We start from the raw sequence: 26,690 nt of genomic DNA, 5'->3' as shown, positions 1-26,690 counted from the left end.
CACTTCGCCCGCGCCGCCGAAGTCACCTCGCTCCGGAGGCCGGCCCCGCATGACGTCCGGCAACCTCCCGCGCACAGTCCGAAGCCGTTCCGCGCCCACCGGGCGGTACCGCCCGCACATCCCTAGCCTGGTGACAGGGAGGAGGCGAAACACCATGCTTGGAGACGCTCCGCTGCAAGCAGTCATCCCCGCCGCCGATCTCACCCGCGCCAAGGCCTTCTACACCGACACCCTCGGTCTCAAGCTCGCCGAGGAGAGTGAGGAGGAGTTCGTCTGCGACACCGGCGGCACCCAGGTCACCGTCTACCACACCCCCAGCGGCGGTCAGGCCGCCCACACCCTGGCCAGCTTCAAGGTCGCCGACCTCGACACCGAGATGGCCGGCCTCCGCGACCGCGGTATCACCTTCGAGGAGTACGACTTCCCCGGTCTGAAGACCGTCAACGGCGTCGCCGAGGGCGAGGGCATGCGCGCGGCCTGGTTCAAGGACAGCGAAGGCAACATCCTCTGCGTGTCCCAGCGATTCGGCCGGTAGTAGTCCCGCCACCCGCCCGGTCGGCGGGCGGCCCCGCAAACCCGCCCGCCGACCCGTCCCATCGACGGCCGTCGGTCACCGTCGGCGCGCCCGCCGCCAGACCGTGCGGGCCGAGGCGACCGGGTCGAAGGAACCCGGGCGGTCGCGGGTCAGCGGGTAGCAGGCGAAGCCGATCAGGGCCGCGCTGAAGTGGCCGATGCTGGTGTAGTCCCGGCTCTGCAGCACGCCCAGTCCGTAGACCACCAACACCCCGGCCGCGTACAGGTATCGCCAGGGCCGGACGATCAGATAGGTGAGTACCGCGACCACTCCGGCCAGCGCATAGCTGACGCCGTAGTCCAGGGTGTAGACGGCGCTCGGCGAGGCCAGTCCGCGGTGGATCGCCCAGCCGAGCACGCCCTCGCTGAGGTACGTGGCGCCGACGTGCGCGAGCGCCGCCACCGAGATCCAGCGCAGCGTGCCGAGCCATCGTTCGGCGGGCACGTGGAAGAGGTTGTACAGCAGGAAGTAGGACAGCCAGCCGCCGCCCGCGATCCAGAGGGCACTGGTCACCAGGACGCGGACCGGCGAGACCTGGAGGTGGTGGAGGTTGGTCGAACGCCGCTCCAGGATGCGGTCGGCGGTCGCCGGATCGACGTGCCGGATCACCTGCGTGGTGACGAGCAGGATCGCCAGCCAGATGTAGGTCCCCGGCGCGCGCCGGACGTAGGCCCACACCGCGTGGGCGGCACGCACCCACCGGGGCCGCCGGTGTGCCTCGGGGCCCTTGACGGTGCTGCCGGCCATCGACGCCTCCTCGCGACACTCCTCACCATCCCCCTCACCCTCGCCCCCGCCCGGCCCCGCCGCCACCCACCACCTTGTCGCCGGTCGCCGGGTCGCCCGCCACCCGCAACGACCTGCCACCACGACGTGGCCGCACGAGAGAACGGCACCTCCCGGCACCCCGCCTCCGGCCCCGGCGCCTTCCGGCCGTTCGCGTACGCTGACGCTCGGACCGTCCCGGCCGCCGCCTTCCCCGCCGCGCACCGGGCGAGCCGGTTCCGGGAACCGCCGAACAAGGGCACCAGGCACGATGAGCGATCGCCTCGCCACGAGGACACCGACCGGCCCCGCGGCTTCCCGGCACCCGGCGCTGAGAGCCGCCGTCCGGCTGCGCCTCACCACGGCGTACGTCCTGCTGCTGACCGTGACGGCCTCCTGGCTGGCGAGCCAGGGCCATGCCGAGCGGGCCCGGTTCGTGCGGCACAACAGCAGCAACATCCATCACATGGAAGTGGGCAAGTGGTGGACCCTGTTCACCAGCGGCCTCGTGGTCGACGGGGTCCCGTCCTGGGCGGGTATCGCGGCTGTCGCCGTCGTCCTGGGCCTGGCCGAGTGGCGCTGGGGTCCGGCCCGGGCCGGTGCGGTCTTCGTCTTCGGGCACCTGGGCGCCACCCTGCTCACCGAGGGCGCCATGTGGGTGATGGTGACGGCCCGCATCCCGGGCGCGCTCTCCCGCGCCCGGGACGTGGGCATCAGTTACGGCCTGGTCGCCACCGGTGCCTGCCTCCTCGCGCTCGGCCCGCGTCCGCTGCGTCGCTACGGACTGTCGGCGCTCGCCGTGGCCCTGGCCGCCGCCTGGGCGCTGGATCAGCAGCTGGCCGACGCCGGCCACCTGGTCGCCCTCGGGCTGGGCACGCTCGCCTCCCGTACCGCCTGGCTGCGCACCCGGGCACCCGCACCGGCCTCCTGATCGGCCCCAACTACCCGTCCGACCAAGCGAGTCGGCCGGCTCACCGCCCGACGCGCGGCGGCCGGGCAGCCCCCTGCAGCCTCCCAGGCTTTCGTATGCTCTTGCATTACTCTGCAAATCTATGCCAGAGTTCGGGCATCGGATCGATTACGCCGAATCCCGTCACACATCGCTAGATCAGGGGCCCGCCATGCGGGTCAAGGGTGCATCCATGTCGAAGGTCTTGAGCAAGCTGCCGGTCGGTGAACGGATCGGCATCGCATTCTCCGGTGGGTTGGACACCTCCGTCGCCGTCGCGTGGATGCGCGAGCACGGTGCGTTCCCCTACGCCTACACGGCCGACATCGGCCAGTACGACGAGCCGAACCTCGCCGACGTCCCGGCCCGTGGCCGCGCGTACGGCGCCGAGCAGGCCCGGCTGGTCGACTGCCGGGCCGCGCTGGTCGAGGAGGGCCTGGCCGCCCTCGCCTGCGGCGCCTTCCACATCCGCTCCGCCGGGCAGACGTACTTCAACACCACCCCGCTCGGCCGCGCGGTGACCGGCACCCTGCTGGTGCGCGCCATGCAGGAGGACGGCGTCTCCATCTGGGGCGACGGCTCCACCTACAAGGGCAACGACATCGAGCGGTTCTACCGCTACGGCCTGCTGGCCAACCCCAGCCTGCGGATCTACAAGCCGTGGCTGGACCAGGCGTTCGTCGACCAGCTCGGCGGCCGCAAGGAGATGTCCGAGTGGCTCGCCGAGCGCGACCTGCCGTACCGGGACTCCGCCGAGAAGGCCTACTCCACCGACGCCAACATCTGGGGCGCGACCCACGAGGCCAAGCGGCTGGAGTACCTGGACACCTCCCTGGAGATCGTCAGCCCGATCATGGGCGTGGCCTTCTGGGACCCCGAGGTCGAGATCCTGACCGAGGACGTCACCGTCGAGTTCGAGTTCGGCCGCCCGGTCCGGATCAACGGCCAGGAGTTCGCCGGCGCCGTCGACCTGGTCCACGAGGCCAACACCATCGGCGGCCGGCACGGTCTGGGCATGTCGGACCAGATCGAGAACCGCATCATCGAGGCCAAGAGCCGGGGCATCTACGAGGCCCCCGGCATGGCGCTGCTGCACATCGCCTACGAGCGGCTGCTCAACGCCATCCACAACGAGGACACCATCGCCACGTACCACACCCAGGGTCGGCGGCTCGGCCGGCTGCTGTACGAGGGCCGCTGGTTCGACCCGCAGTCGCTGATGCTCCGGGACAGCATCCAGCGCTGGATCGGCCACCCGGTCACCGGCAGCGTCACCCTGCGGCTGCGGCGCGGCCAGGACTACTCGGTCCTCGACACCCAGGGCCCCCACTTCAGCTACCACCCGGAGAAGCTGTCGATGGAGCGCAGCGTCGACGCCGCGTTCGTCCCGGACGACCGCATCGGCCAGCTGACCATGCGCAACCTCGACATCGCCGACTCGCGCAGCAAGCTGGAGCAGTACGCGGTGCACGGCCAGCTGGCGCCGTGGAGCGGCCTGATCGGCGAGCTCGCCCCGGGCGGTGCGGCTCCCATCGCCGCCGGCACCGGTGACGAGAAGGACCCCACCGCGCTCGACCTCGCGGCGATCGAGTCCGGCACCGACTGACGCGGCCCGTGCCCGCGGAGGGCCGTCGCACCCCGGTGGTGCGGCGGCCCTCCGTCGCTCTCCGCCTCACCCTCCGCCCGCAGCCGCCCGCAGCCGCCCGTCGGCACCCCTCGGCGCCCATCCCCGCACCCGCCCGAACCCGCGCTCCGTGCCGCCCTCACCCGAACGGCGGCACCGGCCGTGCGCCGCCCGCCCGTCGGTAGCTGAATGGCGGACGGCGCCCGGCGACGGGAAGGGCAGGTGCGGGGATGGGCGAGGCGATCGGCCCGATGCTGGCCTCCGCGGTGGCGGTCGCGCTCTCCCCGCTGCCGCTGATCGCCCTGCTCCTGATCCTCGCCTCACCTCGCGGCCGGGCCAACGGGATCGCCTTCACGGCCGGCTGGCTGCTCGGCCTGACCGCGGTGGTGGCCGCCGTCGTGGCGGCGGGAACCGCGTGGAACCCCACCCGCACCACGCCGACCTGGCCGTCCTGGCTGAAGCTCGCCCTCGGTGTCGTGCTCCTCCTGCTGGCCGCCCGGCAGTGGCGCGAGCGGCCGCGCCCCGGCCGGGTCACCGCGCCGCCGGTCTGGCTGCTCTCGATCGACCGGCTGTCCGCCGCCCGGTCCGCCGGTCTCGCCGTGGTCCTGGTCGTGACCCGTCCGAACACCCTCGTCCCGGCCGTCGGCGGGGCCGCCTCCATCGCCGCCGCCCCGACCGGTGGCCGGGAAGCGGCGGTGGCGGCCGCCGTGCTGGTGCTGCTCGGTTCGCTGGGCACCCTGGTGCCCTTCGCGGTCCACCTGCGGGCCGACGGCCGCGCGCGGCGCTCCCTCGGCGAGTTGCGGGCCTGGACGGCCACCCACAACGCGGCGATCATGGTCGTCGTCCCGCTGCTGCTCGGCGCGGAGTACCTGGGCGCCGCCGTTTCCGGGCTCACCTGACCCCTGCCCTCCCCCGGTCCCCGGCGACGGCCTCGGCCCGCGCGCTCCCCCGGACACCCTCCGCCCCCAACACCGGCCGCCCCGGCAGCCGCACCCGGTCACCTGATCCGCACCACTCCCCGCCCCCGTACCGCCCGGACCGCCAACCGCCCGGGGTCGGCCCCCGGCCGCGCCGCGACCGCTTCCCGCACCGTCAGCAGGATCTCGCCGTCGTAGCGCTCCGCCAGCACCCGCGCCAGTTCCGCCGCCCCGCCCGGCCGGACGTCCGGCGCCAGCTCCGGCAGCCGGCCCGGGGCGCTGAGGTCCTGGGCCTGGGCCGCCCAGTGGGCCGCGTCGCACCGCTCGCCCTCGGCCGTGTAGTGCACCGCCAGGCAGTGCACGGCCAGCTGGTCCCCGTACTGGGCGGCTATCCGCCACCAGAAGACGCCGTCCGCCGTGCGGCCCATGCCGTACAGCAGGCAGCCCAGGGTGCGGAAGGCGGTCTTCTCCGCGAGTTCGAGGTCCAGGGCCAGCTCGCCCGGCTCCACCGCGCCCGCCACCCCCGCGCACAGGTGCCGCAGGTCGCGCCGCAGCTCCGCCCGCCCTCCGGCCCACCGGGTCTGCCCGGGGAGCGCCCCGGGACCGGGTCCCGCCCCCGGACCGGAGCCGGCGCCCGCCCCGGCACCCGCGCCCAGCCCGGCGCCCGTCCCCGCCCCCGCCGCCGGTCCCGGGCTCGGCCCCGAGGCCGGCGCGTGCGGCGGCCGGGCACCGGCGGGCGGCCTGGCGGGGCGTTCGCGCACGGCCGGGGCGGGCCGTCGAACGGCGGCGAGCCGCTCGGCCAGCCGGCGCGTGAAGTCCACCGGATCGTGGTCGTCGAACTCCCGGGCCAGCTCACCGGCGTGCACGCGCAGCAGGTCCACGACCTTCATGTCCGCGCCCCGTCGTCGTCCGGGTGCTCCAACAGGTACTCCAGGTGGCGCCGTCCGAGGCTGTAGTAGGTGCGGGCGGTGGTGTGCGCGATGCCGAGGGACCGTCCGATGTCGTGGTAGGACAGTCCCGCCTGGCGCAGCCGGACCACGTCGGCCTGGACCGGGGCGGCCCGCGCGAGTTCCTCCATCGCCCAGTCCAGGGCGTCCAGTTCGGCGAGCTCGTTCAGCTCGTCCTGGCTGGTGTCGGGACGGCGCTGGGCGATCACCCGCAGTCGCTTGCGTTCGGTGCGGCGGCGCTCGCGCAGCACGTCCACGACCGCGTCCTTGACGATCTTGAAGGCGAAGGCCTGCGGATCGGGGCTGGCCAGAGCCCGGCGCCAGTTCTTGTAGAGCGTGGCGCCCGCGTTCTGGACGGCGTCCTGGGCGTCCTCGCGGTGCCGCAGGCGCTGCTGGGCGTAACGGAGGTACCCGGAGTTCTCGCGAGTGAAGAAGGCCTCGAAGTCGTTCGGCAGGTCGCCGAGCGGGTCGGCTCGCAGGCCCCGCTCCTCGCCCGGCCCGGGAGTGCTCACGCGGCCCCCCCTTTCATCGGTCGGCTGGCCGGCCCACCGGGTGGCACGCCGACGGCCCCTTGGGGGCTCGTCGTGTAACCGTCCGGGAGCTCCGGGTTGTTGACCGGATCGGGCGGACAATTGCCGAACGTTTCCGTTCACTTCCGAACAGCGTGGCTGACCTGCCGCTTCGCCCTGACGAGCCCGGCCCGAGGGGCAACAATGTGACCCAGATCACAGAGCACGGGAGGGTGGCTTGACAAGCCCCACGACCGCACCTCCGACTCCCACGCCCCACCGGCCCACCTCGCCGGCCCGTCCCACCGGCCCGCCGATCCACCGGCCCACCCGGCGAGCCGCCGCACCACCCCCGCGCACGGACGCGGGCCGCTCCACCCCCTACGGAGCCGGCTCCACCTCCGCCGCGTCCAGCGCGGCGGTGACCCGGTCCAGCAGTCCGCGCAGCGCGGCCAGGTCCTCGACCGGCAGCCCGGTCGCCGCGAGCAGCCGGCGCGGGACCTGCCCGGCCCGCTCACGCAGCGCCGACCCCTCGGGGGTCGACCGGACGGTCACCGACCGCTCGTCCTCCGCACTCCGCTCGCGGCGCACCAGCCCGGCCGCCTCCAGCCGCTTGAGCAGCGGGGAGAGCGTCCCGGAGTCCAGCCGCAGCCGCTCGCCGATCCGCTTGACGGGCAGCTCGCCCTCCTCCCACAGCACCAGCATCACCAGGTACTGCGGGTAGGTCAGCCCGAGATCCCGCAGCAGCACCCGGTACACGCCTCCGAAGGCGCGGGAGGCCGCGTTGAGCGAGAAGCAGATCTGCTGGTCGAGGCGGAGCAGCTCCTCGTCGGCCATGCCGGAATGGGTGGTCATGGACCCATGGTACCGATCACCATCACGCCATTGAGTTGTGCGCAATTGAATTGCGTGCTCTACTGGTCGCAGCGCAGCGACGACCCAGCGGCCGCCGCGAAGCACGCCGGACCGGCAACCGCCCGGACCACCGGCCGCAGGAACACCCAGGACCTGAAGGGACGCCACCATGGACGCGCTCTACACCGCAGCCGCCACCGCCAACGGCCGGGAGGGCCGTGCCGTCAGCTCCGACGGACAGCTGGACCTCGCCCTCGCCATGCCGCCCGCGCTCGGTGGCAGCGGCCAGGGCACCAACCCCGAGCAGCTCTTCGCCGCCGGCTACGCCGCCTGCTTCGCCAGCGCCCTCGGCCTGGTCGGCCGGCAGGCCCGGGTGGACACCAGCGAGGTCTCGGTGACCGCCGAGGTGTCCATCGGCAAGGACGGGGCCGGCTTCGGCCTCTCCGTGGTGCTGCGCGTCGAACTGCCCGAGTCCCTCGCGGGCGAGACCGGCGAGCTGCTGGTCAAGCAGGCGCACGAGGTCTGCCCGTACTCCCGCGCCACCCGGGGCAACATCCCGGTCGAGCTGGTCGTCGAGTAGGCACCCGGCCGTCGGCCGGTCACCGAGACCCCCCGACCGGCCGACCACGGTCCCGCCCCCGGCGACGGAGCGGGCCCGCCGCACCCGCAGTGCGGCAGGCCCGCTCCGTGTCGTTCCGGGGTCGATCGCCACCGGGCTCGACCGCCGCCGGACCGATCGGCACCGGGGTCAATCGCCGCCCGGCCGGTTCGCCGAACGCAGCGTCTCCAGTCGGTGCCGGTACTCCTCCGCGTCGATCTCACCCCGCGCGAACCGCTCCGCGAGCAGCTGCTCCGGTGGCGTCCCCCAGCCCCCTAGGCTCCCCTGCCCGGCCTGGCCCCAGCCCTGCGGGCCTCCCGCCCCGGATCCGCCCGTGCCCGGAGCCCCCCGACCGGGCGGGATCGGCTGCCGCGAGCGCGAGAAATAGCGGAACAGGGCCACGGCCAGGAGCACGGCGATCACCAGGAGCAGCAGCGTCCCGAACGCCATCAGCCCCATGCCCCAGCCACCCACGACGTGGCCGTGTCCGTGCCAGTACCTCATCAGGACCTCCTCCTCCGGCCCCGTCGGGGCCCGCCGAGGTGAGCAGCGCCTACCACCATCGTGCGCCCGCCACCGGTGAAAGCGGCATGAGGGAAGCCGGAGAAAACGGTCCGGTGCCCGGCGCGGCGCCCACCGGGGTAGCGTGCCGCTCGTGACCCACCATCCGCCGCCCGTGTCCCACCCCCAGTGGCCCACGACTCACCAGCCACCCACGGCCTTCCGACCGCCGGACGACGACCGCTCCCCCGAGCAGCTCGTCGCCGCCGGGGCGCTGCGGCGTCACCCGGACGCGCGCCCCGTCCCGGCGCTCGGCCACTCCCCGATCGGCTACGTCACCACCGCGCTCTGGGCCGAGCTCACCGCCCTCGCCATCGCGCCGGGCGCCGCCGAGACCACCGCCGCCGCGCTGCTGCGAGCGCTCGCCGACCGCGCCGTGGACGCGGCGCTCGCCCCGGGCAACGAGCGCGCCCCGCGCGACGACCTGTACGTGACCGACCCCGCCCACATCGGCCCGCACCGCCGGGCGGTCTGGTTCCAGCGTTCCGGCCGGCCCGGCCCGCAGGGCGCGAACGGCCTGTACGGCCACAACGGCCAGAACGGTCCGCAGGGCCTGTACGGCCCACGCGATCCGCACACCCTGCTCACCCCGCTCGACCCGCGCGGCGGGTACGCCCCGCGCGGCCCGATCACCGCCGCCTTCGCACCCCGCGAACCGTAGGCACCCCACGAGCCGCAGGAGCCCCACGGAGCGCCGTCACCTCGGGCACCCGTGAGCCCGCCCGCCCGCTCGGCGCCCGCCCGCTCAGCGCTCGACCCGGAGGCCGCGGCAGACCCAGCTGAGCCGGTCCGGCCCGCCGTAGGGCGGCCGGTCGTGGTACGTCCCGTCCGCCACCGACATGTTGACGATCAGGTACGCGTGCCACCCGGACCCGACGCCGTGCAGGTCCGCGTAGACCAGCTCGTCCTCCACGTACCAGTCCACCGAGTTCGCGCCGAGCACCACCCGCAGATCGAAGGTCGCCCCCGGCCCGATCCCGGAGCCCGCGCCGTGCCAGTACCGGTAGCCGCCCCGAACGTGATTGGAGATCTCCAGCAGGTCGGGGTTGTCCGGGTGGTACTCGAAGACGTCCACCTCGTTGCCGCCGTCCCGCCAGGTCCAGATCGCCGGCCAGGCGCCGAGCTCGACGGGCAGTGTCACGTTCGCCGACAGCACGTCCCCGGCACGGAGCTGGAAGCCGTCCGGACTGCCCTCGGTGGTCAGCAGGTTGCAGCTCCACAGCCCGCCGCTGTGCCGCCGGACCGCCGCGAACACGCCGTCGGGGCAGTAGTCGCGGTTGAGGTAGTCGAGTTTGTGGTCGCTCCGGTTGGTCGGCCCCATCCGGGGATAGGCGCTGCTGCGCCCGGCGATCCACTGACTGGTCGAAGTGAAGTCCGCGTCGAACACGACTGCCACGGCCGCCTCCCCGAAGCTCCGCCGTCCCGGCAGTCCGCACTGACGGGCACACAGGGTGAGTTACCCGATACCCTCCGCAGTATGCGAAGCGGATCGTTCGGGTCCGGGGCGAACGCGCGGATCGGGGACGGCGCGACCGGTCAGCCGACCGGCGCCGCCCCTTCGGCCCCGAGCCGGTCGGTCACCGAGACCACCCCGTCCACCGAGCGGCACAGGTTGAGCACGATCGGCACCAGGTGCTGCTCTGGCACGGTGCCGCTGAGCACCACCCGCCCCTGGTTGACCTCCACCCCGACCTGCGCCGGGCTGACCCCGTCGATCCGGCCGAGCACCTCCTCGACGATCTCGCGCCGGATCACCACGTCCTCGCGCAGGAACACCCGCAGCAGGTCGCCGCGGCTGACCATGCCGATGACCCGCCCCTCCTCGTCCAGCACCGGCAGCCGCTTCAGGCCGTGCCTGCTCATCAGCCGCGCCGCCGCGACGATGCTGGTGTCCGGTGTGGTGCAGACCGGTTGCGCCGTCATCAGATCGGCCGCGGTCACCTCGCCGTTCGGGCCGGCCTGCGCCGACTCGGGCGCGGGCAGCAGGCTGGCCGGGTCCTCCTGCGCGGCCAGGGTCCGCAGCAGGTCGGCCTCCGAGACCACGCCTAGCGGGCGCGCCTCCGGGTCCACCACCGGCACGCCGGTGATGTCGTACTCGCTCAGCAGCGTCACGATCTCCCGGAATCCGGTCTCGGGGGAGACCAGGACGACGGGGCTGGTCATCACGGATTCGACGGTGGCATGCCGCACGCCGGTTCACCTCGTCCAACGATCCTGCTCCGACCGGACGCGGATCGTCCCGGCCGGTACCGGCAGCATCGCTCGCGGCGGCGCCGATCGCCAGGGGCCAAGGGGCCGAACGGGTGGGACCTTGGGCCCCGGCCCGCGAACACGTTCCCGACACCGGGTCCGCCGGACCGCACCCCCGGCATCACGTCCCCCGGAGGGCGCGGCCCTCGCACGATCGACTCGCGGGACCGTCCGGGTGGAGGCTCCTGGGGCCGTACCGGGTGTCGCCGGTCAGCCAGCGAGTTCCCGCCGACGCTGTGAGTCGCGCTCGTAGTCCGGCAGTTCGACGCCGCTGACCCGCTTGCCCAGCTCCAGCATCCGCTCCAGCACCCAGCGCCGGTTGAGCAGCGCGTTGCGGAACCGCAGGCCCGCGGCCGTGCGCGGGGCGAGGAACGGCCCGGTCCGGTCCCCGCCCTTCTGGCAGCCCTGCGCGTAGCCGCGCAGCAGCTGCTCGTACCGTCCGAAGGCGGCCCGGTGGTCGCCGCGCGCCCGGGCCAGCTCGCCCGCCAGGACGTACGCGGCCACCACCGCCGTGCCGGTGCCCATACCGCCGATGGTCGCCCCGCAGGCGGCGTCGCCGATCAGGGCGATCCGGCCGGTCGACCAGGCGGGCACGTCGGCGCGGCTGATCGAGTCGAAGTACAGCTCGGGGGCGGCGTCCAGGCTCTCCAGCAGCTGCGGCACCCGCCAGCCGAGGCCGGTGAAGGCGGCCCGGACCAGGGCCTTCTGCTGCGCCGGGTCGCGGCGGTCGTGGCGCAGCTCGGGCGAGGCGAAGAGGCAGAACGCGCCGGCCCGGCCGGGGTCGCGGTGGGCGGCACCGACGGACATCAGCCGGCCGGGGACGTTGAGGCCGACCGCGCCCGTCGGCAGCCCGAGGTCGTTGGGCAGCTGCCAGGTGGCCGCGTAGTAGCCGAGGTGGCGGACGTAGCGCCGCTCGGGGCCGAAGGCGAGCCGGCGGACGGTGGAGTGCAGCCCGTCGGCGCCGATCACCAGGTCGAACTCGCGTGGTGCCGCGTGCCGGAAGGTGACCCGGACTCCGCTCGGGCTCTCCTCCAGTGCGGTGACCGAGTCGCCGAAGACGTACTCGGCGCGGGCGCTGCTGTGCCGGTGGAGCAGTTGGGCGAGTTCCCCGCGCGGGACCTCCAGGTCGCCGCCGGCGAATTCGGCGGGCAGGTGCAGCAGTCGGCGCCCGTCGGGGCCCACGAAGGTCATCGGGCTGCCGCCGGTGCCGAGCGTGCGCAGTTCCTCCAGAACTCCCATCCGCTCCAGCACGGTCAGGTGGGTGCGACCGCGGAAGTCGACGTCCTGGCCGCCGTCGCGCAGTGCGGGGGCCAGCTCGACCACGGTCACCTCGAAGCCGTACCGGCCCAGCCAGTGGGCCAGCGCGGGGCCGGCGATGCTCGCGCCCGAGATCAGGACCTTGGTGCTCATGGAAACCACTCCGTCCGGGAATCAGAAAACTGTGTCTCGCGGACACTGTTTGTTGCTGTGTACGGTAGACACAGTTGGCCTGGAAGGACAACCCCCCAGGCCGCGGCCCAGGACGGAGCGAATGATGGCCGAGGCGGCGAACGACACGGTGCGACTGCTCTGGGGGCCGCCGGCCAGACCCACCCGGGGGCCGAAGCCGGCCCTGAGCCTGGAGCGGATCGCCGCGGCGGGGGTCGAGGTCGCCGACGCGGAGGGGCTCGCCGCGGTCTCCATGCAGAAGGTGGCCGGACTGCTCGACTTCACCAAGATGTCGCTCTACCGCTACGTCCCCGGCAAGGCCGAACTGATCGCCCTGATGGTCGAGTCGGCCGTCGACGCGCCCCCGGACGCCTCGGAGGGGGCCGACTGGCGGGATCAACTCACCACCTGGGCCCACCACTTGGCCGAGTCCTTCGCCCGCCACCCGTGGCTGCTGGACGCCACCGTCGGCGCGCGGATCATCGGCCCGAAGGAACTCGGCTGGCTGGAACGGGTGGTGACGGCACTCGACGGCCACGGGCTGACCGGCCCCGAACGGATGGACGCCGCCGTCCTGCTCACCGGGCACGTGCGCGGGATCGCCGCGCAGGCCCGCGCCGCCGGGCCGGCCGCCACCCCCGAGGCCGAACTCCTCGCCGCCCTCGGCACCGTGGTCCAGGAGCACGCCGACCGCTTCCCCGCGGTCGCCGCCGCCATGGCCGACCCGGGCGGCCGCGACCAGGCGCTGGAGTTCGGCCTGGAGCGCATCCTGGACGGACTGGCCGCCCTGATCGACCGCCGCGCGGGCACCGCCTGAACCGCGCCCCCCCGGGACAGCGGGCCGCCTCCCCGGGCCGCCGGGCCGCCTCGCCGCCCGGCAGTGGCACCCGGAAAATCGCTCGGAACGCCACCCGGCCGCTCGCTAGGATCCCGCCCCATGGCGATGTTCGTACACCTGACCGCCGCGGCGAACGCGCCGCGCATCCGCCGCACCGGGATCCGCGCCGACAGCCGGGGCCAGGGCGGCGCGCGCGGGGTGTACTGCTTCCCCGTGCTGCCCTCGTACACGCTGACCCACCAGTGGCTGCGCGAGCTGGCCCGGTTCGGCCCCAAGGGCGCGCTGGTCGCGGTGCACCTCCGGCTGGACGACGAGCAGGAGGTCCTGGCCGGCCACTACCGCGACCGGGCCCGGGGCGTCCAGCAGCCGCTGCGCGCGGCCGAGGCGGTCCGGCGGATCGGCACACTGGCCGACCCGCGCGGCTGGGAGGTGTTCCTGCCGCGCGCGGTGGGCGCCCGCGAGGTGCACCGGGTCCGCGCCGTGCCGCAGGTCACCGGCTGGCGCTACGTGCCGGGCGCCCACGGCACCCGGCCCTGCACCTGTCAGGGCTGCCGGATCTACGGCGAGTACGGCGGCCGCCGGCTGCGCGAGCGCCACCCGCACCCGCTGGACGGCCCGCCGCCGCCCGTGCCCGTGCTGCTCGCGCGGATCGCGGCGGCCGGCGAACCGGGCGACCCGGCCGAACTGCGCTCCGCGCTGCACTGGTTCGGACTGCGCCGGCGCGGCCCGGTGGACCGGCTCGCCCGGCTGGCCTCCCATCCGGCCCCGGAGGTGCGCGAGGACCTGGTTCGGGCCGTCGGCCGCTGGTCCACCCCGGGCGTCGCCGAACTGCTGGACGGCCTGGCGGAGGATCCGCACCCGCGGGTCCGCGAGGCCGTCACGGCGGTCCGGGACGTCTGAGGTCCCGGCCGCCGTCGGGTCGTACGCCGCCGCCGGGTCGTTCACGGGTGCCGGACCGTTCGCCGGTGCCGGCACTCTGTCGCCGGTTCGGGCCCCGGCACCGGATCGGGCGTCGGCGTCAGGAGACGCGCTTGAGCTGCCAGGAGTTCTTCTCCAGGCTCGGCACCGCGGAGTACTGACAGCCGGAGCCGTAGAAGGTGCTCACGATCGTCCAGCCGGCCGGCGGCCAGGTCGAGGCGCAGGCGTTGACGACGGTGCCGACCGGGTAGCCGGTGAGCTGCATGATCTTCTTGGTGTTCGGGGTGAACCCGGAGCCGCAGCCGGCGCTGTTCCACCACTGGACGTCCACGAAGCCGGTCGGCGTCAGCGAGGAGGAGCAGCTGGTGCTGGTGTCGCCGGGCGCGGCCTGGGCCGTCCCCATGGTGAGGGTGAGCGCGGCGGCGGCACAGCCCAGGGTCAGCGCGGCGGAACGAAGTCGAATCACGGGGGTCGGCTCCTCTCGGCGACGCGGCACGTCCGCGTCCCGCCCATTCCTATCCGTGCGGCCGCGACGGCGGACAGCGGATTTCCCGCCCGACCTGCGGCGGGTTCTCGCCCGTCCCGGCCGGGAGCGGCCCGGTGGCACGCCGCCGACCTGCGCGGTCTCCGGTCGACGTGCCCGTTCGCCCGATCCGGGTGATCATGGGACGAACCTCGTCATCGGCGATTCGGCGCACCGGGCCGTCGGCCCGGGTGCGCCCGGAAGGTGGACTGCGATGTTCCAGCTCCTGTGGATTCTGCTCATCGGCTTCGTGCTGGGCGTGATCGCCAAACTCATCCTGCGCGGACCGCAGTCGATCCCCTGGTGGCTGACCATGCTGCTCGGCGCCGCCGGGGCCTGGCTCGGCAACGCCGTCTCCGGCTGGATCGGTGTCCGCCACACCTCGGGGATCGACTGGATCCGCCACATCCTGCAGATCGTCTTCGCCGTCGCCCTGGTGGCCTTCGTCGCCCCCGCGTGGAGCAGATCCCACCAGAACCGCTGACCGGCCGGCGCGCCGTTCCGTCCCGAAGCCGGGAGGGCCCGGTCACCGGCCGACGCGCCGTGCGGGCCGCCGGCGGCCGGGCCCGCTCAGCCCACGTGGACGGCCGGCCGGCGTGAGCGGTCCGGCTCGGCCTCGCGCAGCACCTCGCGGGTGACCGGGGCGATCTCGCCCTGTCCGAACAGGAAGAACCGCAGGAACTGGGCGAACGGGTTGCCCTCGGTCCACTCGAAGTAGATGTGCGGCTGTTGCCCGGTGAGGTCGCGCACCCGGAGCAGCAGGGCCGCCAGGGCGTTGGGCACGCTGGAGCTCTCCAGGGTGAGCACCCGGTAGCGGTCGTGCAGCACCTCGCCGCGCACGGTCAGTTCGGCCTCGAAGTCGGACGGGTCTAGCACGGTGACCTCGACGAAGACCAGGTCGTCCTCGGCCGGGATGTCGTTGTCCCGCCGGATCTGGTGGATCTTGTCACGGTACTCGGCGAGGTCCCGGCTGTTCGGTTCGTTGGCGATCAGCCGCAGCGGGCGGTGGGTGTAGTCCCGGACGAACCGCTCCGCGACGTCGTCCAGCACCACGTCGGTGACGCGCAGTTCGAAGGCGCGCTTGAGCCGGGAGAGGAACGAGACCAGCATGATGCCCGCGATGAAGCAGGCGCCGATCTTCACCCCGTCCGGCCGCTCGGCGATGTTCACCGCCGTGGTGTAGAGGAACACCGCGGCGATCACCGCGAAGCCGGCCCGCCAGCGGCGCTGCCCGGCCTTGTGGGCGGCGATGGTGACGGCGATGGCGGCGGAGCTGATCAGCACCAGCACGCCGGTCGCGTAGGCGCCGCCCTGGGCGTCCACGTTGGCGTCGAAGATCCAGGTCACCAGGAAGGCGATCAGGGTGAGCACGACGACGGTCGGCCGCACCGCGCGGGCCCAGTGCGGGGCCATGCCGTAGCGGGGCAGGTAGCGCGGCATCAGGTTGAGCAGCCCGGCCATCGCGGAGGCCCCGGCGAACCAGAGGATGGCGATCGTGGAGAGGTCGTAGACGCTGCCGAAGGTGCTGCCCAGGTACTCGTGGGCGAGGAAGGCGAGCGCCCGCCCGTTGGCCTGGCCGCCGGGCTCGAACTGGTCCGGCGGGATGAGCAGCGTGGTGATGAAGCTGGTGGTGATCAGGAAGACGCTCATGATCGCGGCGGCGGTGGTCAGCAGCTTGCGGGCGCCGCGGATCCGGCCGGTGGGCTTCTCCTCGGTGTCGTCCGGGTCGCCCTCGATGTGCGGCATCACGGCGACGCCGGTCTCGAAGCCGGACAGGCCGAGCGCCAGCTTCGGGAAGACGATCAGCGCGACGCCGATCATCGCGATCGCGTTGCCGTGCTCCACGGTCAGCGCGTCCGTCCACTCGGTGAACAGCTGCGGCTCGCTGAACACGTGCCACAGCCCGTTGGCCACCACCACGACGTTGAGCGAGAGGTACACCGCGACCAGCACCACGGCCAGGCCGATCGCCTCGCTGAAGCCCTTGAGGAAGACCGCACCGAGCAGCGCGATCATGATCATGGTCAGCATGATCTGCTTGCCGGTCAGCGCGTCGTGCAGGTGCGGGTTCTCCACCAGGTGCGCGCTGGCGTCGGCGGCGGACAGCGTGATGGTGATCATGAAGTCGGTGGCCGCGAAGCCCAGCAGGGTGAGCACGAAGAGCTTGCCCTGCCAGAAGGACAGCAGCCGTTCCAGCATCGCGATCGAACCCTGGCCGTGCGGGCTCTCCTGGGCCACCCTCCGGTAGACCGGCAGCGCGCCCAGCAGGGTGACGGCCACCAGCACGATGGTCGCCAGCGGCGAGACCAGCCCGGCCGCGAGCGCGGCGATGCCGGGCTGGTAGCCGAGCGTGGAGAAGTAGTCCAGGCCGGTCAGGCACATGACCCGCCACCAGCGCCGGCCCTCCTCGTGCGGAACCTCGGCGTGCGGGCCGGGGTGCTGCTTGGCCTTTTCGGCCAGGCCCTCCAGCATCCAGGCCCGGAACCGCCCGCGCCGGGAGTCCTGCCCCGCCCCCGCTTCGGCCGACCCCGACGAAACCACGTGCACCCCTGTCCACGACTCGGCCGGGCGCGGACGGCTCCGGACCCCCTGCGGCCGCCGGACGGCGCGCCTGGTCAGGCTAGGGGACCGGCCCGCCGGGGCCGGGCCACCGCGCCGGTCGACACACCCGGGTGCGCCCGTACGGCCCTGCCCGGTCGCGGGCCGTCCCGGCCGCCTTCGCCGGCGCCCCTGAAGCGCCCCTGTGGCGCCCCCACGGAGCCCGGCGACGGCTGCGGCCCGGCGCGGCGGCCCGCACGGGCCTCGCGAAACACGCGAGGATGTCCGCGCGGCCGACACACCGGGCCGGCGGCCCGCAGCGCGCCGCCACCGACCGGGTCGACGCGCCCACGGCCCCGGACACGGGCACGCACGAGGAAACACGGAGGTCGCGGTGGCGGAGCCGAGCCGGCGCAGGATTCTGGGCCTGGGCCTGATGGCGGCCGCCGTCACCTCCTGCGGCCACCCCCGCCCGGCCCCGGCCGCCGCGCAACCGTCCGCCGCCGCGGCCGCGGCGGCCTCCTCCGCCCCGAGCACCCCCGGCAGCCCGGCCGCCGACGGGCGCACCGGGCCGACGAGCGAGCGCTCCCGCCCCGGCAACCCCGACTGGGAGATCACCGACCCCGGCCCGGACGACGCCATCGCGGGCTTCGCCGACCGGGTCAGCGTCCTGCCCGGCGAGCCCTTCGGCCTGCACGTCTCCACCCCGGCCGCGGCCTTCACCGTCTCCGCCTACCGGATGGGCTGGTACGACGGCGCCCGCGCCCGGCTGGTCTGGCGCCGCGAGCACGTCCCGGGCAGCCGGCAGGCCGCGCCGCACGTGGACCCGGTGACCCGCACCGTGCTGACCGGCTGGCAGCGCACCCTCGCGGTGGACACCGCCGGTTGGCCCGAGGGCGCCTACCTGCTGCGCCTGGACGCCGAGGACGGTTCCGGCCGGCGCTACGTCCCGCTCACCGTCCGCTCGGCGAGCACCGCCGGCAGGACCGTGATCATGAGCGCCCCGGCGACCTGGCAGGCCTACAACGAGTGGGGCGGCTACAGCCTCTACAACGGCCCGACCGGCGGCCTGGCCACCCGCTCGCTGAAGGCCGTCTTCGACCGACCGTACGACTACGACCACGGCGCCGGGCTGTTCCTGGTCTACGAGGCGCCCCTGGTCGCCCTCGCCGAGCGGCTCGGCCTGCCGCTCGCCTACACCACCGGCATCGACGTGGCCCGCGAGCCCGGCCTGCTGACCGGGGCCGCCGCCGTCCTGTCGCTCGGCCACGACGAGTACTGGTCGCCCGAGCAGCGGGCCAACGTGGTCACCGCCCGCGACGCCGGGACCAACCTGGCGATCCTGGGCGCCAACTGCTGCTTCCGCCGGGTCCGGTTCGAGCCGACCGACCTCGGGCCGGACCGCGCGGTGGTCTGCTACAAGGACGCCTGGGCACAGGACCCGGGCCACCTGTCGGGCGCCCCGGCGACCACCGACTTCCGGGCCGGCCCGGGCGCCGACCCGGAGAGCTCGATGCTCGGCGTCATCTACGACGGCTACCCGGTGGACGCCCCGTACGTGGTCACCTCGCCCGGGCACTGGGCCTTCGAGGGAACGGGCGTCGCGGCCGGGGCCTCGTTCCCGCACCTGGTCGGGGTCGAGTACGACCGGGTGGACACCGGCTTCCCCACCCCCCGCCCGATCGAGGTGATCGCCCACTCCCCCGTGGTCTGCGACGGCCGCCGCTCCCACTCCGACACCGCCTACTGCACCGTGCCGGGCGGCGCCGGGGTGTTCGCCACCGGGACGATGCGCTGGGTCGAGGCGCTGGACGCCCGCGGCCCCGGCGGCGGCCGGGCCGACCACGGCATCGACGCGCACGCCGGGGACCTGGTCCGCCAGGTCACCGAGAACGTCCTGCGCGCCTTCGCCGCCGGCCCGGCCGGCCGGGCCCGCCCGGCCCAGGACAACCTCGCCGCCGTCTACGGCACGGCGTAGCGGGGCCCGGCTCAGCCGGTGGCCGGCGGGGTGAAGGTCTCCGCGGGGCCGAAGTCCGAGACGCGTTCCTTCGTCACGACCGGCTTGCCGGCGACCACCGTCGATTGTTCACTGCGGACGGTCCGGCCGAGCCGGTCGATCCACAGCTCGCAGTCGGCCCCGTCCGTGCCCTCGTTCTGGCGCCCGACCCCGTAGCTCGGGTCCGCGCGGCGCAGCTCGGCCGGTGAGAGCCGGGCGCTCAGGTGGAACACCGGCACGCCCGCCTCGGTCTCCATGCCCTTGCGGGCGGCGGGCCCGGCGTCCAGCAGGACCTTGGCGTAGCCGTCGTTGTCGTATGCGCCGACCCCGACGCTCGCCGGGGGCTTCTGATCAGTCGTCCACCGGGTCTCACCGTTCTCCTTGTTCCGCCGGTAGACGGCCTGGTCGATGATCACTGTCTCCTCCCAGGCCAGCACGGAGGGCCCGCGGACCATCTTCGCCTCCGTACGGGATCCCTCGGCCGGAGTGTTGTGGTTCGACCGGGCGGTGACGGTGGTCAGCTCCTTCTCGCCGCCCTCGCCCCTCTCGACGGTCATCTCAAGGGTCGCGGCGTACGGCTCCCGGGAGCGGTGGGCGATCGCGACGGCGGGGTCGAAGGCTCCGGTCGCGTCGGCCGGTGCTCCGGTCGCATCGGCCGGTGCGCCCGTGGCGCCGGCCGGTGCGGCGGTGGCGCCGGTGGACGCTCCGGCCGTGGGGGCGGCCTTCGGCGGAGCGGCGCTGTCGGCGCCGCAGCCGGTCAGCGTGGCCAGTGCGAGGACCAGGGCGGTGACGGGCAGAGCGGTGCTGCGACGAATCGTCAAGGAGGGCTCCGGGTCGGCGTTCGGAAAGGGCGGCGGCAGCCTCCCACATCGGCCCATCGCGGTCGAACGGGTTTCCGCCCCGCCCGGGGCGGGAGCCGGCCGACACGCCGGATAGACTCGCACGGTCCCATCCGGAGCAGGCACGAGGGAAACAGAACATGGTCGAGGCCTCCCCCAAGGTCGTTGTGGTCGTCCCCACGTACAACGAGCGGGAGAACCTCCCGGTCCTCGCGGGCATGCTCGCGGAGCTTCCGGTGCCCAACCTGCACCTGCTGGTGGTCGACGACAACTCCCCCGACGGCACCGGCGAGATCGCCGACAAGCTGGCCGCGGACTCCGGCGGCACCGTGGGCGTGCTGCACCGCACCGAGAAGGACGGCCTCGGCCGCGCCTACCTGGCCGGCATGGCCAAGGCCCTGGACGAGGGCGCCGACGTGGTGGTGCAGATGGACGCCGACCTGTCCCACCCGGCCTCGGTGATACCCGTGATGGTCGAGACGCTGCTCGCCGACGACACCGCCGTGGTGCTGGGCTCGCGCTACGTCCCCGGCGGCTCGACCGCCGAGGAGTGGCCCTGGCACCGCAAGGCGCTGTCCGCCTGGGCGAACTTCTACGTCAACGCGATCCTGAGCCTCGGGGTCAGGGACGCCACCGCCGGGTTCAAGGCCTGGCGCGCGAGCGCCCTGCGCGCCATCGACCTGCCGACCGTGCAGAGCAACGGCTACTCGTTCCAGGTCGAGATGAACTACCGGGTCGTCAAGCAGGGCCTGTCGATCCGCGAGGTGCCGATCCGTTTCGAGGAGCGGATCGAGGGCGCCTCGAAGATGAGCATGGGCGTGCAGGTCGAGTCCGCGCTGGCCCCCTGGAAGCTGCGCTTCAACCGCGACAACTAAGCCGGCGGGCCCCGGCTGCGGCGCGCCGGCCCGGCCCGATGCGGGCGTACGGGTGCCGGAGCGCCCCGGGAGCGGTGTGAACGGCGGATGCGGGGAAAGAAGGGCGACATGGCCCTTCTCCCGGAGTCCCTCGCGGACCTGGTCCGCCGCAGTGCCCGAGAACCCTTCGTGGTCCAGACCGTCCGGGCCACCGTGGCGGCCACCATCGCCTACGCGGTGGCGACGCAGCTGAGCAGCGAGCCCGCCCCGCTGACGGCGCCGCTGACCGCGCTGCTGGTCGTCCAGGTCACCGTCTACTCGACGCTGAAGACCAGCATCCGCCGGGTCAACTCGGTGGTGGTCGGGGTGCTGATCGCGATCGGGTTCAGCGCCGTGGTCGGGCTCTCCTGGTGGAGCCTCGGGCTGATCATCCTGGCCTCGCTGGTCGTCGGCCGGTTCGTCCGGGTCGAGGAGTTCGTCCAGGAGGTCGCGATCAGCGCGATGCTGATCCTGGGCGTGACCAAGCTGGCCTCGCAGGCCTGGGACCGGGTGCTGGAGACGCTCATCGGCGCCGCCGTCGGCCTGCTGTTCAACCTGCTGTTCGCGCCGCCGGTCTGGGTGGACACCGCCGGGGAGTCGATCGAGGACCTCGCCCGGCGGGCCCGCCAGCTGCTCCTGGACATCTCCGAGGAACTGGGCCGCCCCACCCCGGTGGCCCGGGCCGCCGAACGGCTGCACGAGGCCCGGCGGCTGGACCAGGCGATCGCCGACGTGGACGCGGCGCTGCGCCAGGCGGAGGACAGCCTGCGCTTCAACCCGCGGATCAGCGAGGGGCTGCTGTCCCGGCTGGTGCTGCGCACCGGGCTGGACACCCTGGAGATCTGCGTCGTGGTGATCCGGGTGCTGGCCCGCTCGCTGACCGACCTGGCCAAACGGCGCGCGCCCGGCGAACGGCTCTTCCCGCCGGACGTCGCGTCGGGGCTGGAGGAGCTGCTGGCGCACGTGGGCGACGCGATGGTGAGCTACGCGGTGCTGGTGACCACACAGGTGAGCCGCAACGCCGAGGAAGCCGAGGACAGGCTGACCGCCGAGCTGGCGGCGGCCTGGGCCTGCCGGGAGAACGTCGCCCAGGTGCTGCTGCGCAAGGTCCAGGAGCACCCGGAGGCCTGGCAGTTGCACGGTTCGATACTGGCCGAGGTGGACCGCATCCTGGACGAGATGGACCTGGAGCACCGCAGCCGGCGGCTGATGGAGGAGCTGGACCGGGCCTCGGTGGCGAACCGGGAGCGGTTCTCCCGCTACGCCGCGCTGCGCCGCCTGCTGCGCGGCGAGCGGGCCCGCGACGGCCGGTCCGCCACGGCGGAGCGCCCGGCGGCGTTGGGCGCTCCGCCGTGGCGGACACGCCCCGGCCGGGCGCCGTTCGCCACAGGCCGGGGCCAGGGGTCAGGGATCAGGGGTCAGGGCATCAGCCAGGGCTGCTGCGGCAGCGGGTGGCCGGTCTCCAGGTAGGTCTTGAGGTTGGCGAGCACCGCCGACCAGCCCTGTTCGGCGTCCGCCCGGGCGGCCTCGTCGGCGAGGTCCACGTGGGTGACGGTGAGCCGGGTGAGGTCCTGCCAGCCCTGGAGCTCGAAGGTGACCCGGGAGGGGAAGTCGGCGCGCTGCTCCTGCGGGCCGGCCCAGGTGGTGACCAGCAGGTGCGGGCGGTCGACCGCCTCGACGGTGCCGATGACGTCGGCGGTCCCGGAGCCGTCGGTCCGCTGGTGTTCCCAGGGCGCGCCGAGCAGCCAGGTGGAGACGTTGCGGTGGCCCCAGTAGAGGCCGGACTCGTCGGCGTTGGTGAGCGCGTGCCAGACCCGCTCGGGGGTGGCCCGCAGGTAGGTGATGCCGCGGTGGCTGAAGGCGGTCACGGCCTCACCCCTGCGCCGCGTCGAGCAGCGGCTGGATCTCGATCTTCTGCATCCGCAGCATGGCCGCGAAGACGCGGTCCGCTTTGGCCCGGTCCTCGCCCGCGACCAGATCGAGCAGCACCCGGGGGGTGATCTGCCAGGAGAGGCCGTAGCGGTCCTTGAGCCAGCCGCACGGACCCGGCTGACCGCCGTCCGCGGTGAGCTCCGCCCAGAGCCGGTCGACCTCCTGCTGGTCCTCGCACTCCACCTGGAGCGAGATCGCCTCGGTGAAGTGGAACGCCGGACCGCCGTTGAGGGCCGTGTACTCGCGGCCGGCGAGCTCGAACTCGACGGTCATCACCGAGCCCGCCGGGCCGGGGCCGGTCTCGCCGTACCGGTTGGTCCTGGTGACCCGGGAGTCCGGGAACAGGGTGGTGTAGAAGGCGACGGCCTCTTCGGCCCGGTCGTCGAACCAGAGGAAGGTGGTGATCTTCTGCATGCGCCCGACGGTAACGGCGGGCTCCGGCACGGTGGCCGAGCCACGGCCGGGGGTCACCGGATCGGCGCCCCCGGCCGGACCGGCCGGGCTCAGTGCACCCAGCCCGCGTAGCGCTGGACGAAGCGCTGACCGGTGTGGGCGGTCACGACGACGTCGTAGCGGCCCTGCTTGTCCAGCGGCCAGGCCAGGTCGGCCTGCTTGCCGGGCTTGACGTGGACGGTCTGCGCGGTGCCCGCGAAGTCGTTCGGCGCGGCGGTGAAGGCCACGTCGGTCATCCCGTCGTTGGCCACCTGGAGGGTGAGCCCGCGGTTGCCGCGCAGGTCGGCGGTGACGATCGGCACGCCGATGTCGTTCTGGCCGTCCTGGCCGTCGCGCACCACGGTGCCGGCGAAGCGTCGGACGAAGCCGTCCGGGCCGTGCACGGTGAAGTCGTAGCGGCCGCCGGTGGCGGCGGCGTCCCAGACGTAGCGGGCGGTGGCTCCGGGGGCGACGGTGTACGGGGTGCCGGCGAAGGGGAGCAGGATGTTCGGGTAGACGGTGTACGGGAAGGCCACCGAGCCGTCGTTGCTCATCGTGCAGGTGACCCTGCCGGTCTTCCGGTCCACCTCGACGTCGGCCCACGGCTGGTACGGAAGCGGCCGGTGCGGGCGTTCGCCGCGCTCCTGGACCGGCATCGCCTGGGCGCCGACCGCCGGCAGCGCGACGCCGGGCAGCTTGGTGCCCGCGTCGGCCCTGGCCATCAGGGCCTTGGTGTCGGGCAGCGCCGGGATCGAGTGCTCGGGGGCGGCGAAGTCGAAGCAGCTGGTGAGGTCGCCGCAGACGGCCCGGCGCCAGGCCGAGATGTTGGGCTCGGCCACCCCGGTGACCAGCTCCATGAAGCGCAGCACCGACGTGTGGTCGAAGACCTGGGAGTTGACCCAGCCGCCGCGCGACCACGGCGAGATCACCCAGAGCGGCACCCGGTTGCCGAGGCCGATGGCCCGTCCCTGGGTGAACTCCTCGGGGGTGCCGGGCTCGGGGGTGGGCGGGACCATGTGGTCGAAGTAGCCGTCGTTCTCGTCGTACATCACCAGGAAGACGGTGTGCTGCCAGACCTCCGGGTTGGACATCAGCGACTGCAGGGCCTGGTCGACCCAGTGCGCGCCGTAGGCCGGACCGGCCTCCGGGTGCTCGGAGAACAGGTAGGGCGCGACCAGCCAGGAGACGGTCGGCAGGGTGCCGTCCTTGCAGTGGCGGTCGAAGTCGGCGGGGTCGAACTTCGTCATCGCGTTGACGTACCGCGGGTCGTCGTGCGGGAACTCGTGGAACTGCTTGAAGTAGGAGAGCGCGTTGTCGTCGTAGTCGCCGGTGCGGTCGTCCTTGCTGGGGTTGTGGTAGACGCGCCAGCTGACGCCGGCCGCCTCCAGGCGCTCGGCGTAGGTGGTCCAGTCGGCGACGGGGTTGTCGGTGACCGGGGTGTTGTCGATCCACGGGCCGGTGGTGCCGTCCCGGCCGGGGCCGGCGGTACCGGTCCACAGGTAGAGGCGGTTGGGGTCGGTGGGGCCGGCCAGCGAGGTGAAGTAGGCGTCGCAGACGGTGAACGCGTCGGCCAGGGCGTACTGGTAGGGGATGTCGTCGCGGGTGAAGTAGCCCATGGTGCGCTCGCCCTTGGCGGCGATCCACTTGTTCATCGCACCGTTGTTGATGGCCTGGTGGCCGGTGGCCCAGTCGTGCGGGAGGCCGCCGGCGTTCTGGGCGTTGTACTTGGCGGTGTCCATCCGGTAGGGCAGCATCGCGCCGCCGTCGCTGCGCCGGCTGTCGGGCTGGCGGAAGACGTCGGTGCCGTCCGGGAATTGGAGCGCCTGCTTGTCGCCGAAGCCGCGGACGCCGGCCAGGGTGCCGAAGTAGTGGTCGAAGGAACGGTTCTCCTGCATCAGGACGACGACGTGCCTGACGTCCTTGATGGTCCCGGTGAGCGGGGCGGCGGGCTTGGCACCGGCGGCGGTGGCGGAGGCCGGGGTGGCGGGGCCCGGGGCGGCGGCGGCCTGGGTGGTCGCCAGACCGGTCAGGGCGGTGGCGCCGGCGGCCGCGGTGGCGCCGACGAAGGTGCGGCGGGAGAGCTCGGGCATGACGAACTGGCCTCTCGGAGCTGGGGGATGGGGAGCCGGGGAGCTCAGAGCCGGAAGGTGGCGACCGCGGCGGCGGTGTCGGAGGGCCACTCGTTGGCGGCGGAGCCGGGCTCGGGCTGCGGCCAGTCGGCGACCAGGGTGTGCGCCTCGACCAGCTTCAGCGGGCCCGCGTACTGGACGTAGTCGACGCGGTCCTGCGGCTCCGGACGGTCGCCGCGCCGCTTGCGGGTGGGCGACCAGGTGTTGCCGGGGGCCTTGACCGGATCGGGGCACTCCTCGCGGAAGGTGTCGGTCAGTCCGGCCCCCTGGAGGGCCGTGGTGACCGGCCAGGCGAGCGCGCCGACGCCCTGGTGGGCGGCGGCGGTGGCGGCCGTCCAGTCGCGGTGCGAGGGCGAGGAGAGCGCGCCGGCCAGCACCACCGGGGTGCGCCGGGCGATGTCGGTGCGGACGGCGGCGGCCAGCGCCCGGGCCTGCCGCAGCCGCAGCGAGCCGTTCTCGGCGGCCTCCACCTCGGCGGCGCTCCGCCCGTCCTGGACGGCGTACGGGCCGTAGCCCGCCTCGTCCAGGTGCGCGGCCCAGAAGCGGACGCTGCGGCCGCCGGGCAGTCGCAGGGTGGCCGCGGCGGCGGGCAGTTCGGCGGTCGGGGCGGTGACGTCGGTGAGCGGGTGGCGGCTGAGGATGCCGACGCTGCCCGGGCTCTGGTAGGCGTACCAGCCGAGGGCGTCGGCCAGGGTCCTGGCCCGCTCCCCCGCGGTCTCCTGCAGGGCGAGCACGTCCAGGCCCTGGGCGAGGACCACGCGCAACTGCTTCTCCAGCGCGTCGGTGTGGGCCGAGCCCGCGTCGTGCAGGTTCCAGCTGGCGGCCTTGAGGCGCAGCGGTGCGGCCGGGTCCACCACCGGGACGAGGACGGTGACGGTGTCGGTGGCACCCGTGCTGTCCTTGACGCCGACGACCACCGGCTCGGGGTTCTTGCCGGCGGCGGCGGGGGCGGTGCCGGTGAGCGTGCCGTCGGCGCTGACGGCGGCCCAGGCCGGGCCGCCGACCTTGCGGTAGGTGGCGGAGCCGGCCGGGTTGCCGGCCGGGCGGGACCAGAGGCCGCCGATCCGGACCGTCACGGCGGCGCCCGGGGCGACGGGCGTGGCGGTGAACGCGTCCACGGCGGCGTGCGGGCGGACGACGGCGGGCCTGGGGCGGAAAGAGAACGGCTCGGTCCTGGCGAGGATGCCGTAGCCGTCCTTGGCGAGCAGGTAGGCGGTGTACGGGCCGCCGGTCAGCGCGGAGGTGTCGAGCTGGACGTCGCCCGAGGTGCCCGGGGTGTACTTCCACAGCAGCGAGCCGCCGTTGCCGGGCTGGCGGCCGCCGTCGTAGATGCCGACCCAGTTCTTGGCGTCGGGGGCGTCGGTGGTCCACTGGAAGGTGAGCCGGTCGCCTTCGGTGGGGTTGGTGGAGGAACTGAGCGTCAGGGCGCTGCCTGCGGCCACGGTTGTCCTGTCCGCCGCCCGGGACCGGGCCGCCGGGGGACGGTTCGCCGGGGCCGGGTACGGCTGGTCACGGAGGCTGGGAGAAGGGAGCTCGCGCAGTTGGCTGTACAACTGCGGGCGGCCTCATTCACCCGAAGGCCGGCGACCGGCGCATGAACGAAGCATGACGGGGCGTCGGGCGGTGCGGGAACTTCGGTGGGCGCACCTGCGGACATACGACGGGGGCCGCGGGG

The 26,690-nt window shown here is 73.9% G+C and carries 27 protein-coding genes; 12 read left to right on the top strand and 15 right to left on the bottom strand.

What is annotated here, in order from left to right:
* Nucleotides 1-154: 154 nt before the first annotated feature.
* Complete coding sequence (locus ACFWJ4_RS17640; protein WP_359903984.1) at nt 155-535, top strand: VOC family protein; 381 nt, start codon at nt 155-157, stop codon at nt 533-535.
* A gap of 75 nt (nt 536-610) precedes the next feature.
* On the opposite strand, the gene ACFWJ4_RS17635 is transcribed toward ACFWJ4_RS17640, so the two are convergent.
* The gene (locus ACFWJ4_RS17635; RefSeq protein WP_380544831.1) at nt 611-1,321 is read right to left on the bottom strand and encodes a rhomboid-like protein; all 711 of its coding nucleotides are present in this window, start codon (nt 1,319-1,321) and stop codon (nt 611-613) included.
* 289 nt (nt 1,322-1,610) lie between these two features.
* Between ACFWJ4_RS17635 and ACFWJ4_RS17630 the strand changes: the two genes are divergently transcribed.
* From ACFWJ4_RS17630 to ACFWJ4_RS17620, 3 genes are all read left to right on the top strand, one after another.
* On the top strand, nt 1,611-2,270 hold the full coding sequence (locus ACFWJ4_RS17630; protein ID WP_380544828.1) for a rhomboid-like protein: 660 nt from the start codon (nt 1,611-1,613) through the stop codon (nt 2,268-2,270).
* A 211-nt stretch (nt 2,271-2,481) separates the two neighbouring features.
* Nucleotides 2,482-3,894, top strand: a complete 1,413-nt coding sequence (gene argG / locus ACFWJ4_RS17625) for an argininosuccinate synthase (RefSeq protein ID WP_380544826.1) — start codon at nt 2,482-2,484, stop codon at nt 3,892-3,894.
* Nucleotides 3,895-4,142: 248 nt separating this feature from the next.
* On the top strand, nt 4,143-4,811 hold the full coding sequence (locus tag ACFWJ4_RS17620; protein ID WP_380544823.1) for a GAP family protein: 669 nt from the start codon (nt 4,143-4,145) through the stop codon (nt 4,809-4,811).
* 98 nt (nt 4,812-4,909) lie between these two features.
* Here the strand turns inward: ACFWJ4_RS17620 and ACFWJ4_RS17615 are convergent, their stop codons facing one another.
* The 3 genes from ACFWJ4_RS17615 to ACFWJ4_RS17605 all read right to left on the bottom strand — a co-directional run bounded on the left by ACFWJ4_RS17615 (nt 4,910) and on the right by ACFWJ4_RS17605 (nt 7,140).
* Nucleotides 4,910-5,719, bottom strand: a complete 810-nt coding sequence (locus ACFWJ4_RS17615; protein ID WP_380544820.1) for a hypothetical protein — start codon at nt 5,717-5,719, stop codon at nt 4,910-4,912.
* A complete protein-coding gene (locus tag ACFWJ4_RS17610) occupies nt 5,716-6,288 on the bottom strand; it encodes an RNA polymerase sigma factor (protein ID WP_380544817.1) in 573 nt (190 codons plus the stop codon). Before ACFWJ4_RS17610 ends, ACFWJ4_RS17615 begins: the two co-directional genes overlap by 4 nt.
* A 378-nt stretch (nt 6,289-6,666) precedes the next feature.
* A complete protein-coding gene (locus ACFWJ4_RS17605; RefSeq protein WP_380544814.1) occupies nt 6,667-7,140 on the bottom strand; it encodes a MarR family winged helix-turn-helix transcriptional regulator in 474 nt (157 codons plus the stop codon).
* Nucleotides 7,141-7,309: 169 nt separating this feature from the next.
* Here ACFWJ4_RS17605 and ACFWJ4_RS17600 point away from each other — a divergent pair, with 169 nt between their 5' ends.
* Nucleotides 7,310-7,720 carry an organic hydroperoxide resistance protein gene (locus tag ACFWJ4_RS17600; RefSeq protein ID WP_380544811.1) on the top strand — a complete coding sequence of 137 codons (411 nt, stop codon included), beginning with the start codon at nt 7,310-7,312 and terminating at the stop codon, nt 7,718-7,720.
* 168 nt (nt 7,721-7,888) lie between these two features.
* Here ACFWJ4_RS17600 and ACFWJ4_RS17595 read toward each other — a convergent pair whose 3' ends face one another.
* Complete coding sequence (locus ACFWJ4_RS17595) at nt 7,889-8,242, bottom strand: SHOCT domain-containing protein (protein WP_380544808.1); 354 nt, start codon at nt 8,240-8,242, stop codon at nt 7,889-7,891.
* Nucleotides 8,243-8,393: 151 nt separating this feature from the next.
* Between ACFWJ4_RS17595 and ACFWJ4_RS17590 the strand changes: the two genes are divergently transcribed.
* Nucleotides 8,394-8,960: a hypothetical protein gene (locus ACFWJ4_RS17590; RefSeq protein ID WP_380544805.1), complete on the top strand. Its 567-nt coding sequence runs from the start codon at nt 8,394-8,396 to the stop codon at nt 8,958-8,960.
* 84 nt (nt 8,961-9,044) lie between these two features.
* On the opposite strand, the gene ACFWJ4_RS17585 is transcribed toward ACFWJ4_RS17590, so the two are convergent.
* The 3 genes from ACFWJ4_RS17585 to ACFWJ4_RS17575 form a co-directional block, all read right to left on the bottom strand.
* Entirely contained in the window at nt 9,045-9,695 is a 651-nt protein-coding gene (locus ACFWJ4_RS17585; protein WP_380544802.1) for a beta-glucanase, read from the bottom strand.
* Nucleotides 9,696-9,835: 140 nt separating this feature from the next.
* On the bottom strand, nt 9,836-10,462 hold the full coding sequence (locus tag ACFWJ4_RS17580) for a CBS domain-containing protein (RefSeq protein WP_359904120.1): 627 nt from the start codon (nt 10,460-10,462) through the stop codon (nt 9,836-9,838).
* 297 nt (nt 10,463-10,759) lie between these two features.
* Nucleotides 10,760-11,959 (bottom strand): FAD-dependent monooxygenase, encoded by a 1,200-nt coding sequence (locus ACFWJ4_RS17575; protein ID WP_380544800.1) that lies wholly within the window; start codon nt 11,957-11,959, stop codon nt 10,760-10,762.
* A gap of 121 nt (nt 11,960-12,080) precedes the next feature.
* Between ACFWJ4_RS17575 and ACFWJ4_RS17570 the strand changes: the two genes are divergently transcribed.
* Both ACFWJ4_RS17570 and ACFWJ4_RS17565 read left to right on the top strand, forming a co-directional pair.
* On the top strand, nt 12,081-12,794 hold the full coding sequence (locus ACFWJ4_RS17570) for a TetR/AcrR family transcriptional regulator (RefSeq protein WP_380544797.1): 714 nt from the start codon (nt 12,081-12,083) through the stop codon (nt 12,792-12,794).
* Nucleotides 12,795-12,914: 120 nt separating this feature from the next.
* Nucleotides 12,915-13,715, top strand: a complete 801-nt coding sequence (locus ACFWJ4_RS17565) for a HEAT repeat domain-containing protein (RefSeq protein WP_380544794.1) — start codon at nt 12,915-12,917, stop codon at nt 13,713-13,715.
* Between the two features lie 118 nt (nt 13,716-13,833).
* Here ACFWJ4_RS17565 and ACFWJ4_RS17560 read toward each other — a convergent pair whose 3' ends face one another.
* Nucleotides 13,834-14,199: a hypothetical protein gene (locus tag ACFWJ4_RS17560; protein WP_380544791.1), complete on the bottom strand. Its 366-nt coding sequence runs from the start codon at nt 14,197-14,199 to the stop codon at nt 13,834-13,836.
* Nucleotides 14,200-14,470: 271 nt separating this feature from the next.
* On the opposite strand from ACFWJ4_RS17560, the gene ACFWJ4_RS17555 reads away from it, so the two are divergent.
* Nucleotides 14,471-14,740: a GlsB/YeaQ/YmgE family stress response membrane protein gene (locus tag ACFWJ4_RS17555; RefSeq protein ID WP_359903939.1), complete on the top strand. Its 270-nt coding sequence runs from the start codon at nt 14,471-14,473 to the stop codon at nt 14,738-14,740.
* Nucleotides 14,741-14,826: 86 nt separating this feature from the next.
* On the opposite strand, the gene ACFWJ4_RS17550 is transcribed toward ACFWJ4_RS17555, so the two are convergent.
* A complete protein-coding gene (locus ACFWJ4_RS17550) occupies nt 14,827-16,728 on the bottom strand; it encodes an amino acid transporter (RefSeq protein WP_359904117.1) in 1,902 nt (633 codons plus the stop codon).
* A gap of 460 nt (nt 16,729-17,188) precedes the next feature.
* Between ACFWJ4_RS17550 and ACFWJ4_RS17545 the strand changes: the two genes are divergently transcribed.
* Nucleotides 17,189-18,772, top strand: a complete 1,584-nt coding sequence (locus tag ACFWJ4_RS17545; protein WP_380544788.1) for a N,N-dimethylformamidase beta subunit family domain-containing protein — start codon at nt 17,189-17,191, stop codon at nt 18,770-18,772.
* An 11-nt stretch (nt 18,773-18,783) separates the two neighbouring features.
* Here ACFWJ4_RS17545 and ACFWJ4_RS17540 read toward each other — a convergent pair whose 3' ends face one another.
* Nucleotides 18,784-19,611: a hypothetical protein gene (locus ACFWJ4_RS17540; protein ID WP_380544785.1), complete on the bottom strand. Its 828-nt coding sequence runs from the start codon at nt 19,609-19,611 to the stop codon at nt 18,784-18,786.
* A 158-nt stretch (nt 19,612-19,769) separates the two neighbouring features.
* Here ACFWJ4_RS17540 and ACFWJ4_RS17535 point away from each other — a divergent pair, with 158 nt between their 5' ends.
* Both ACFWJ4_RS17535 and ACFWJ4_RS17530 read left to right on the top strand, forming a co-directional pair.
* Nucleotides 19,770-20,504: a polyprenol monophosphomannose synthase gene (locus ACFWJ4_RS17535; protein ID WP_380544782.1), complete on the top strand. Its 735-nt coding sequence runs from the start codon at nt 19,770-19,772 to the stop codon at nt 20,502-20,504.
* 108 nt (nt 20,505-20,612) lie between these two features.
* Nucleotides 20,613-21,992 carry an aromatic acid exporter family protein gene (locus ACFWJ4_RS17530; RefSeq protein WP_380544779.1) on the top strand — a complete coding sequence of 460 codons (1,380 nt, stop codon included), beginning with the start codon at nt 20,613-20,615 and terminating at the stop codon, nt 21,990-21,992.
* Here the strand turns inward: ACFWJ4_RS17530 and ACFWJ4_RS17525 are convergent.
* The 4 genes from ACFWJ4_RS17525 to ACFWJ4_RS17510 form a co-directional block, all read right to left on the bottom strand.
* A complete protein-coding gene (locus ACFWJ4_RS17525; protein ID WP_380544776.1) occupies nt 21,941-22,390 on the bottom strand; it encodes an SRPBCC domain-containing protein in 450 nt (149 codons plus the stop codon). The genes ACFWJ4_RS17530 and ACFWJ4_RS17525 overlap by 52 nt on opposite strands.
* Nucleotides 22,391-22,394: 4 nt before the next feature.
* Complete coding sequence (locus ACFWJ4_RS17520) at nt 22,395-22,868, bottom strand: VOC family protein (protein WP_359903924.1); 474 nt, start codon at nt 22,866-22,868, stop codon at nt 22,395-22,397.
* Between the two features lie 89 nt (nt 22,869-22,957).
* On the bottom strand, nt 22,958-24,976 hold the full coding sequence (locus tag ACFWJ4_RS17515; RefSeq protein WP_380544773.1) for a phosphocholine-specific phospholipase C: 2,019 nt from the start codon (nt 24,974-24,976) through the stop codon (nt 22,958-22,960).
* 44 nt (nt 24,977-25,020) lie between these two features.
* Nucleotides 25,021-26,457 carry an endonuclease/exonuclease/phosphatase family protein gene (locus ACFWJ4_RS17510; protein ID WP_380544770.1) on the bottom strand — a complete coding sequence of 479 codons (1,437 nt, stop codon included), beginning with the start codon at nt 26,455-26,457 and terminating at the stop codon, nt 25,021-25,023.
* Nucleotides 26,458-26,690 lie beyond the last annotated feature (233 nt).

Source organism: Kitasatospora sp. NPDC127067 (assembly GCF_042724755.1).
GTDB classification, from domain to species: Bacteria; Actinomycetota; Actinomycetes; order Streptomycetales; family Streptomycetaceae; genus Kitasatospora; species Kitasatospora lactacystinica.
This window is presented reverse-complemented; position numbering and strand designations above follow the sequence as displayed.

What these genes read in the sequence shown, in the direction of transcription:
- ACFWJ4_RS17640 (WP_359903984.1), top strand. Translation starts at nt 155, where the DNA reads ATGCTTGGAGACGCTCCGCTGCAAGCAGTCATCCCCGCCGCCGATCTC.
- ACFWJ4_RS17635 (WP_380544831.1), bottom strand. Translation starts at nt 1,321, where the DNA reads ATGGCCGGCAGCACCGTCAAGGGCCCCGAGGCACACCGGCGGCCCCGG.
- ACFWJ4_RS17630 (WP_380544828.1), top strand. Translation starts at nt 1,611, where the DNA reads ATGAGCGATCGCCTCGCCACGAGGACACCGACCGGCCCCGCGGCTTCC.
- argG (WP_380544826.1), top strand. Translation starts at nt 2,482, where the DNA reads ATGTCGAAGGTCTTGAGCAAGCTGCCGGTCGGTGAACGGATCGGCATC.
- ACFWJ4_RS17620 (WP_380544823.1), top strand. Translation starts at nt 4,143, where the DNA reads ATGGGCGAGGCGATCGGCCCGATGCTGGCCTCCGCGGTGGCGGTCGCG.
- ACFWJ4_RS17615 (WP_380544820.1), bottom strand. Translation starts at nt 5,719, where the DNA reads ATGAAGGTCGTGGACCTGCTGCGCGTGCACGCCGGTGAGCTGGCCCGG.
- ACFWJ4_RS17605 (WP_380544814.1), bottom strand. Translation starts at nt 7,140, where the DNA reads ATGACCACCCATTCCGGCATGGCCGACGAGGAGCTGCTCCGCCTCGAC.
- ACFWJ4_RS17600 (WP_380544811.1), top strand. Translation starts at nt 7,310, where the DNA reads ATGGACGCGCTCTACACCGCAGCCGCCACCGCCAACGGCCGGGAGGGC.
- ACFWJ4_RS17595 (WP_380544808.1), bottom strand. Translation starts at nt 8,242, where the DNA reads ATGAGGTACTGGCACGGACACGGCCACGTCGTGGGTGGCTGGGGCATG.
- ACFWJ4_RS17580 (WP_359904120.1), bottom strand. Translation starts at nt 10,462, where the DNA reads ATGACCAGCCCCGTCGTCCTGGTCTCCCCCGAGACCGGATTCCGGGAG.
- ACFWJ4_RS17575 (WP_380544800.1), bottom strand. Translation starts at nt 11,959, where the DNA reads ATGAGCACCAAGGTCCTGATCTCGGGCGCGAGCATCGCCGGCCCCGCG.
- ACFWJ4_RS17570 (WP_380544797.1), top strand. Translation starts at nt 12,081, where the DNA reads ATGATGGCCGAGGCGGCGAACGACACGGTGCGACTGCTCTGGGGGCCG.
- ACFWJ4_RS17565 (WP_380544794.1), top strand. Translation starts at nt 12,915, where the DNA reads ATGGCGATGTTCGTACACCTGACCGCCGCGGCGAACGCGCCGCGCATC.
- ACFWJ4_RS17555 (WP_359903939.1), top strand. Translation starts at nt 14,471, where the DNA reads ATGTTCCAGCTCCTGTGGATTCTGCTCATCGGCTTCGTGCTGGGCGTG.
- ACFWJ4_RS17550 (WP_359904117.1), bottom strand. Translation starts at nt 16,728, where the DNA reads ATGCTGGAGGGCCTGGCCGAAAAGGCCAAGCAGCACCCCGGCCCGCAC.
- ACFWJ4_RS17535 (WP_380544782.1), top strand. Translation starts at nt 19,770, where the DNA reads ATGGTCGAGGCCTCCCCCAAGGTCGTTGTGGTCGTCCCCACGTACAAC.
- ACFWJ4_RS17530 (WP_380544779.1), top strand. Translation starts at nt 20,613, where the DNA reads ATGGCCCTTCTCCCGGAGTCCCTCGCGGACCTGGTCCGCCGCAGTGCC.
- ACFWJ4_RS17520 (WP_359903924.1), bottom strand. Translation starts at nt 22,868, where the DNA reads ATGCAGAAGATCACCACCTTCCTCTGGTTCGACGACCGGGCCGAAGAG.
- ACFWJ4_RS17515 (WP_380544773.1), bottom strand. Translation starts at nt 24,976, where the DNA reads ATGCCCGAGCTCTCCCGCCGCACCTTCGTCGGCGCCACCGCGGCCGCC.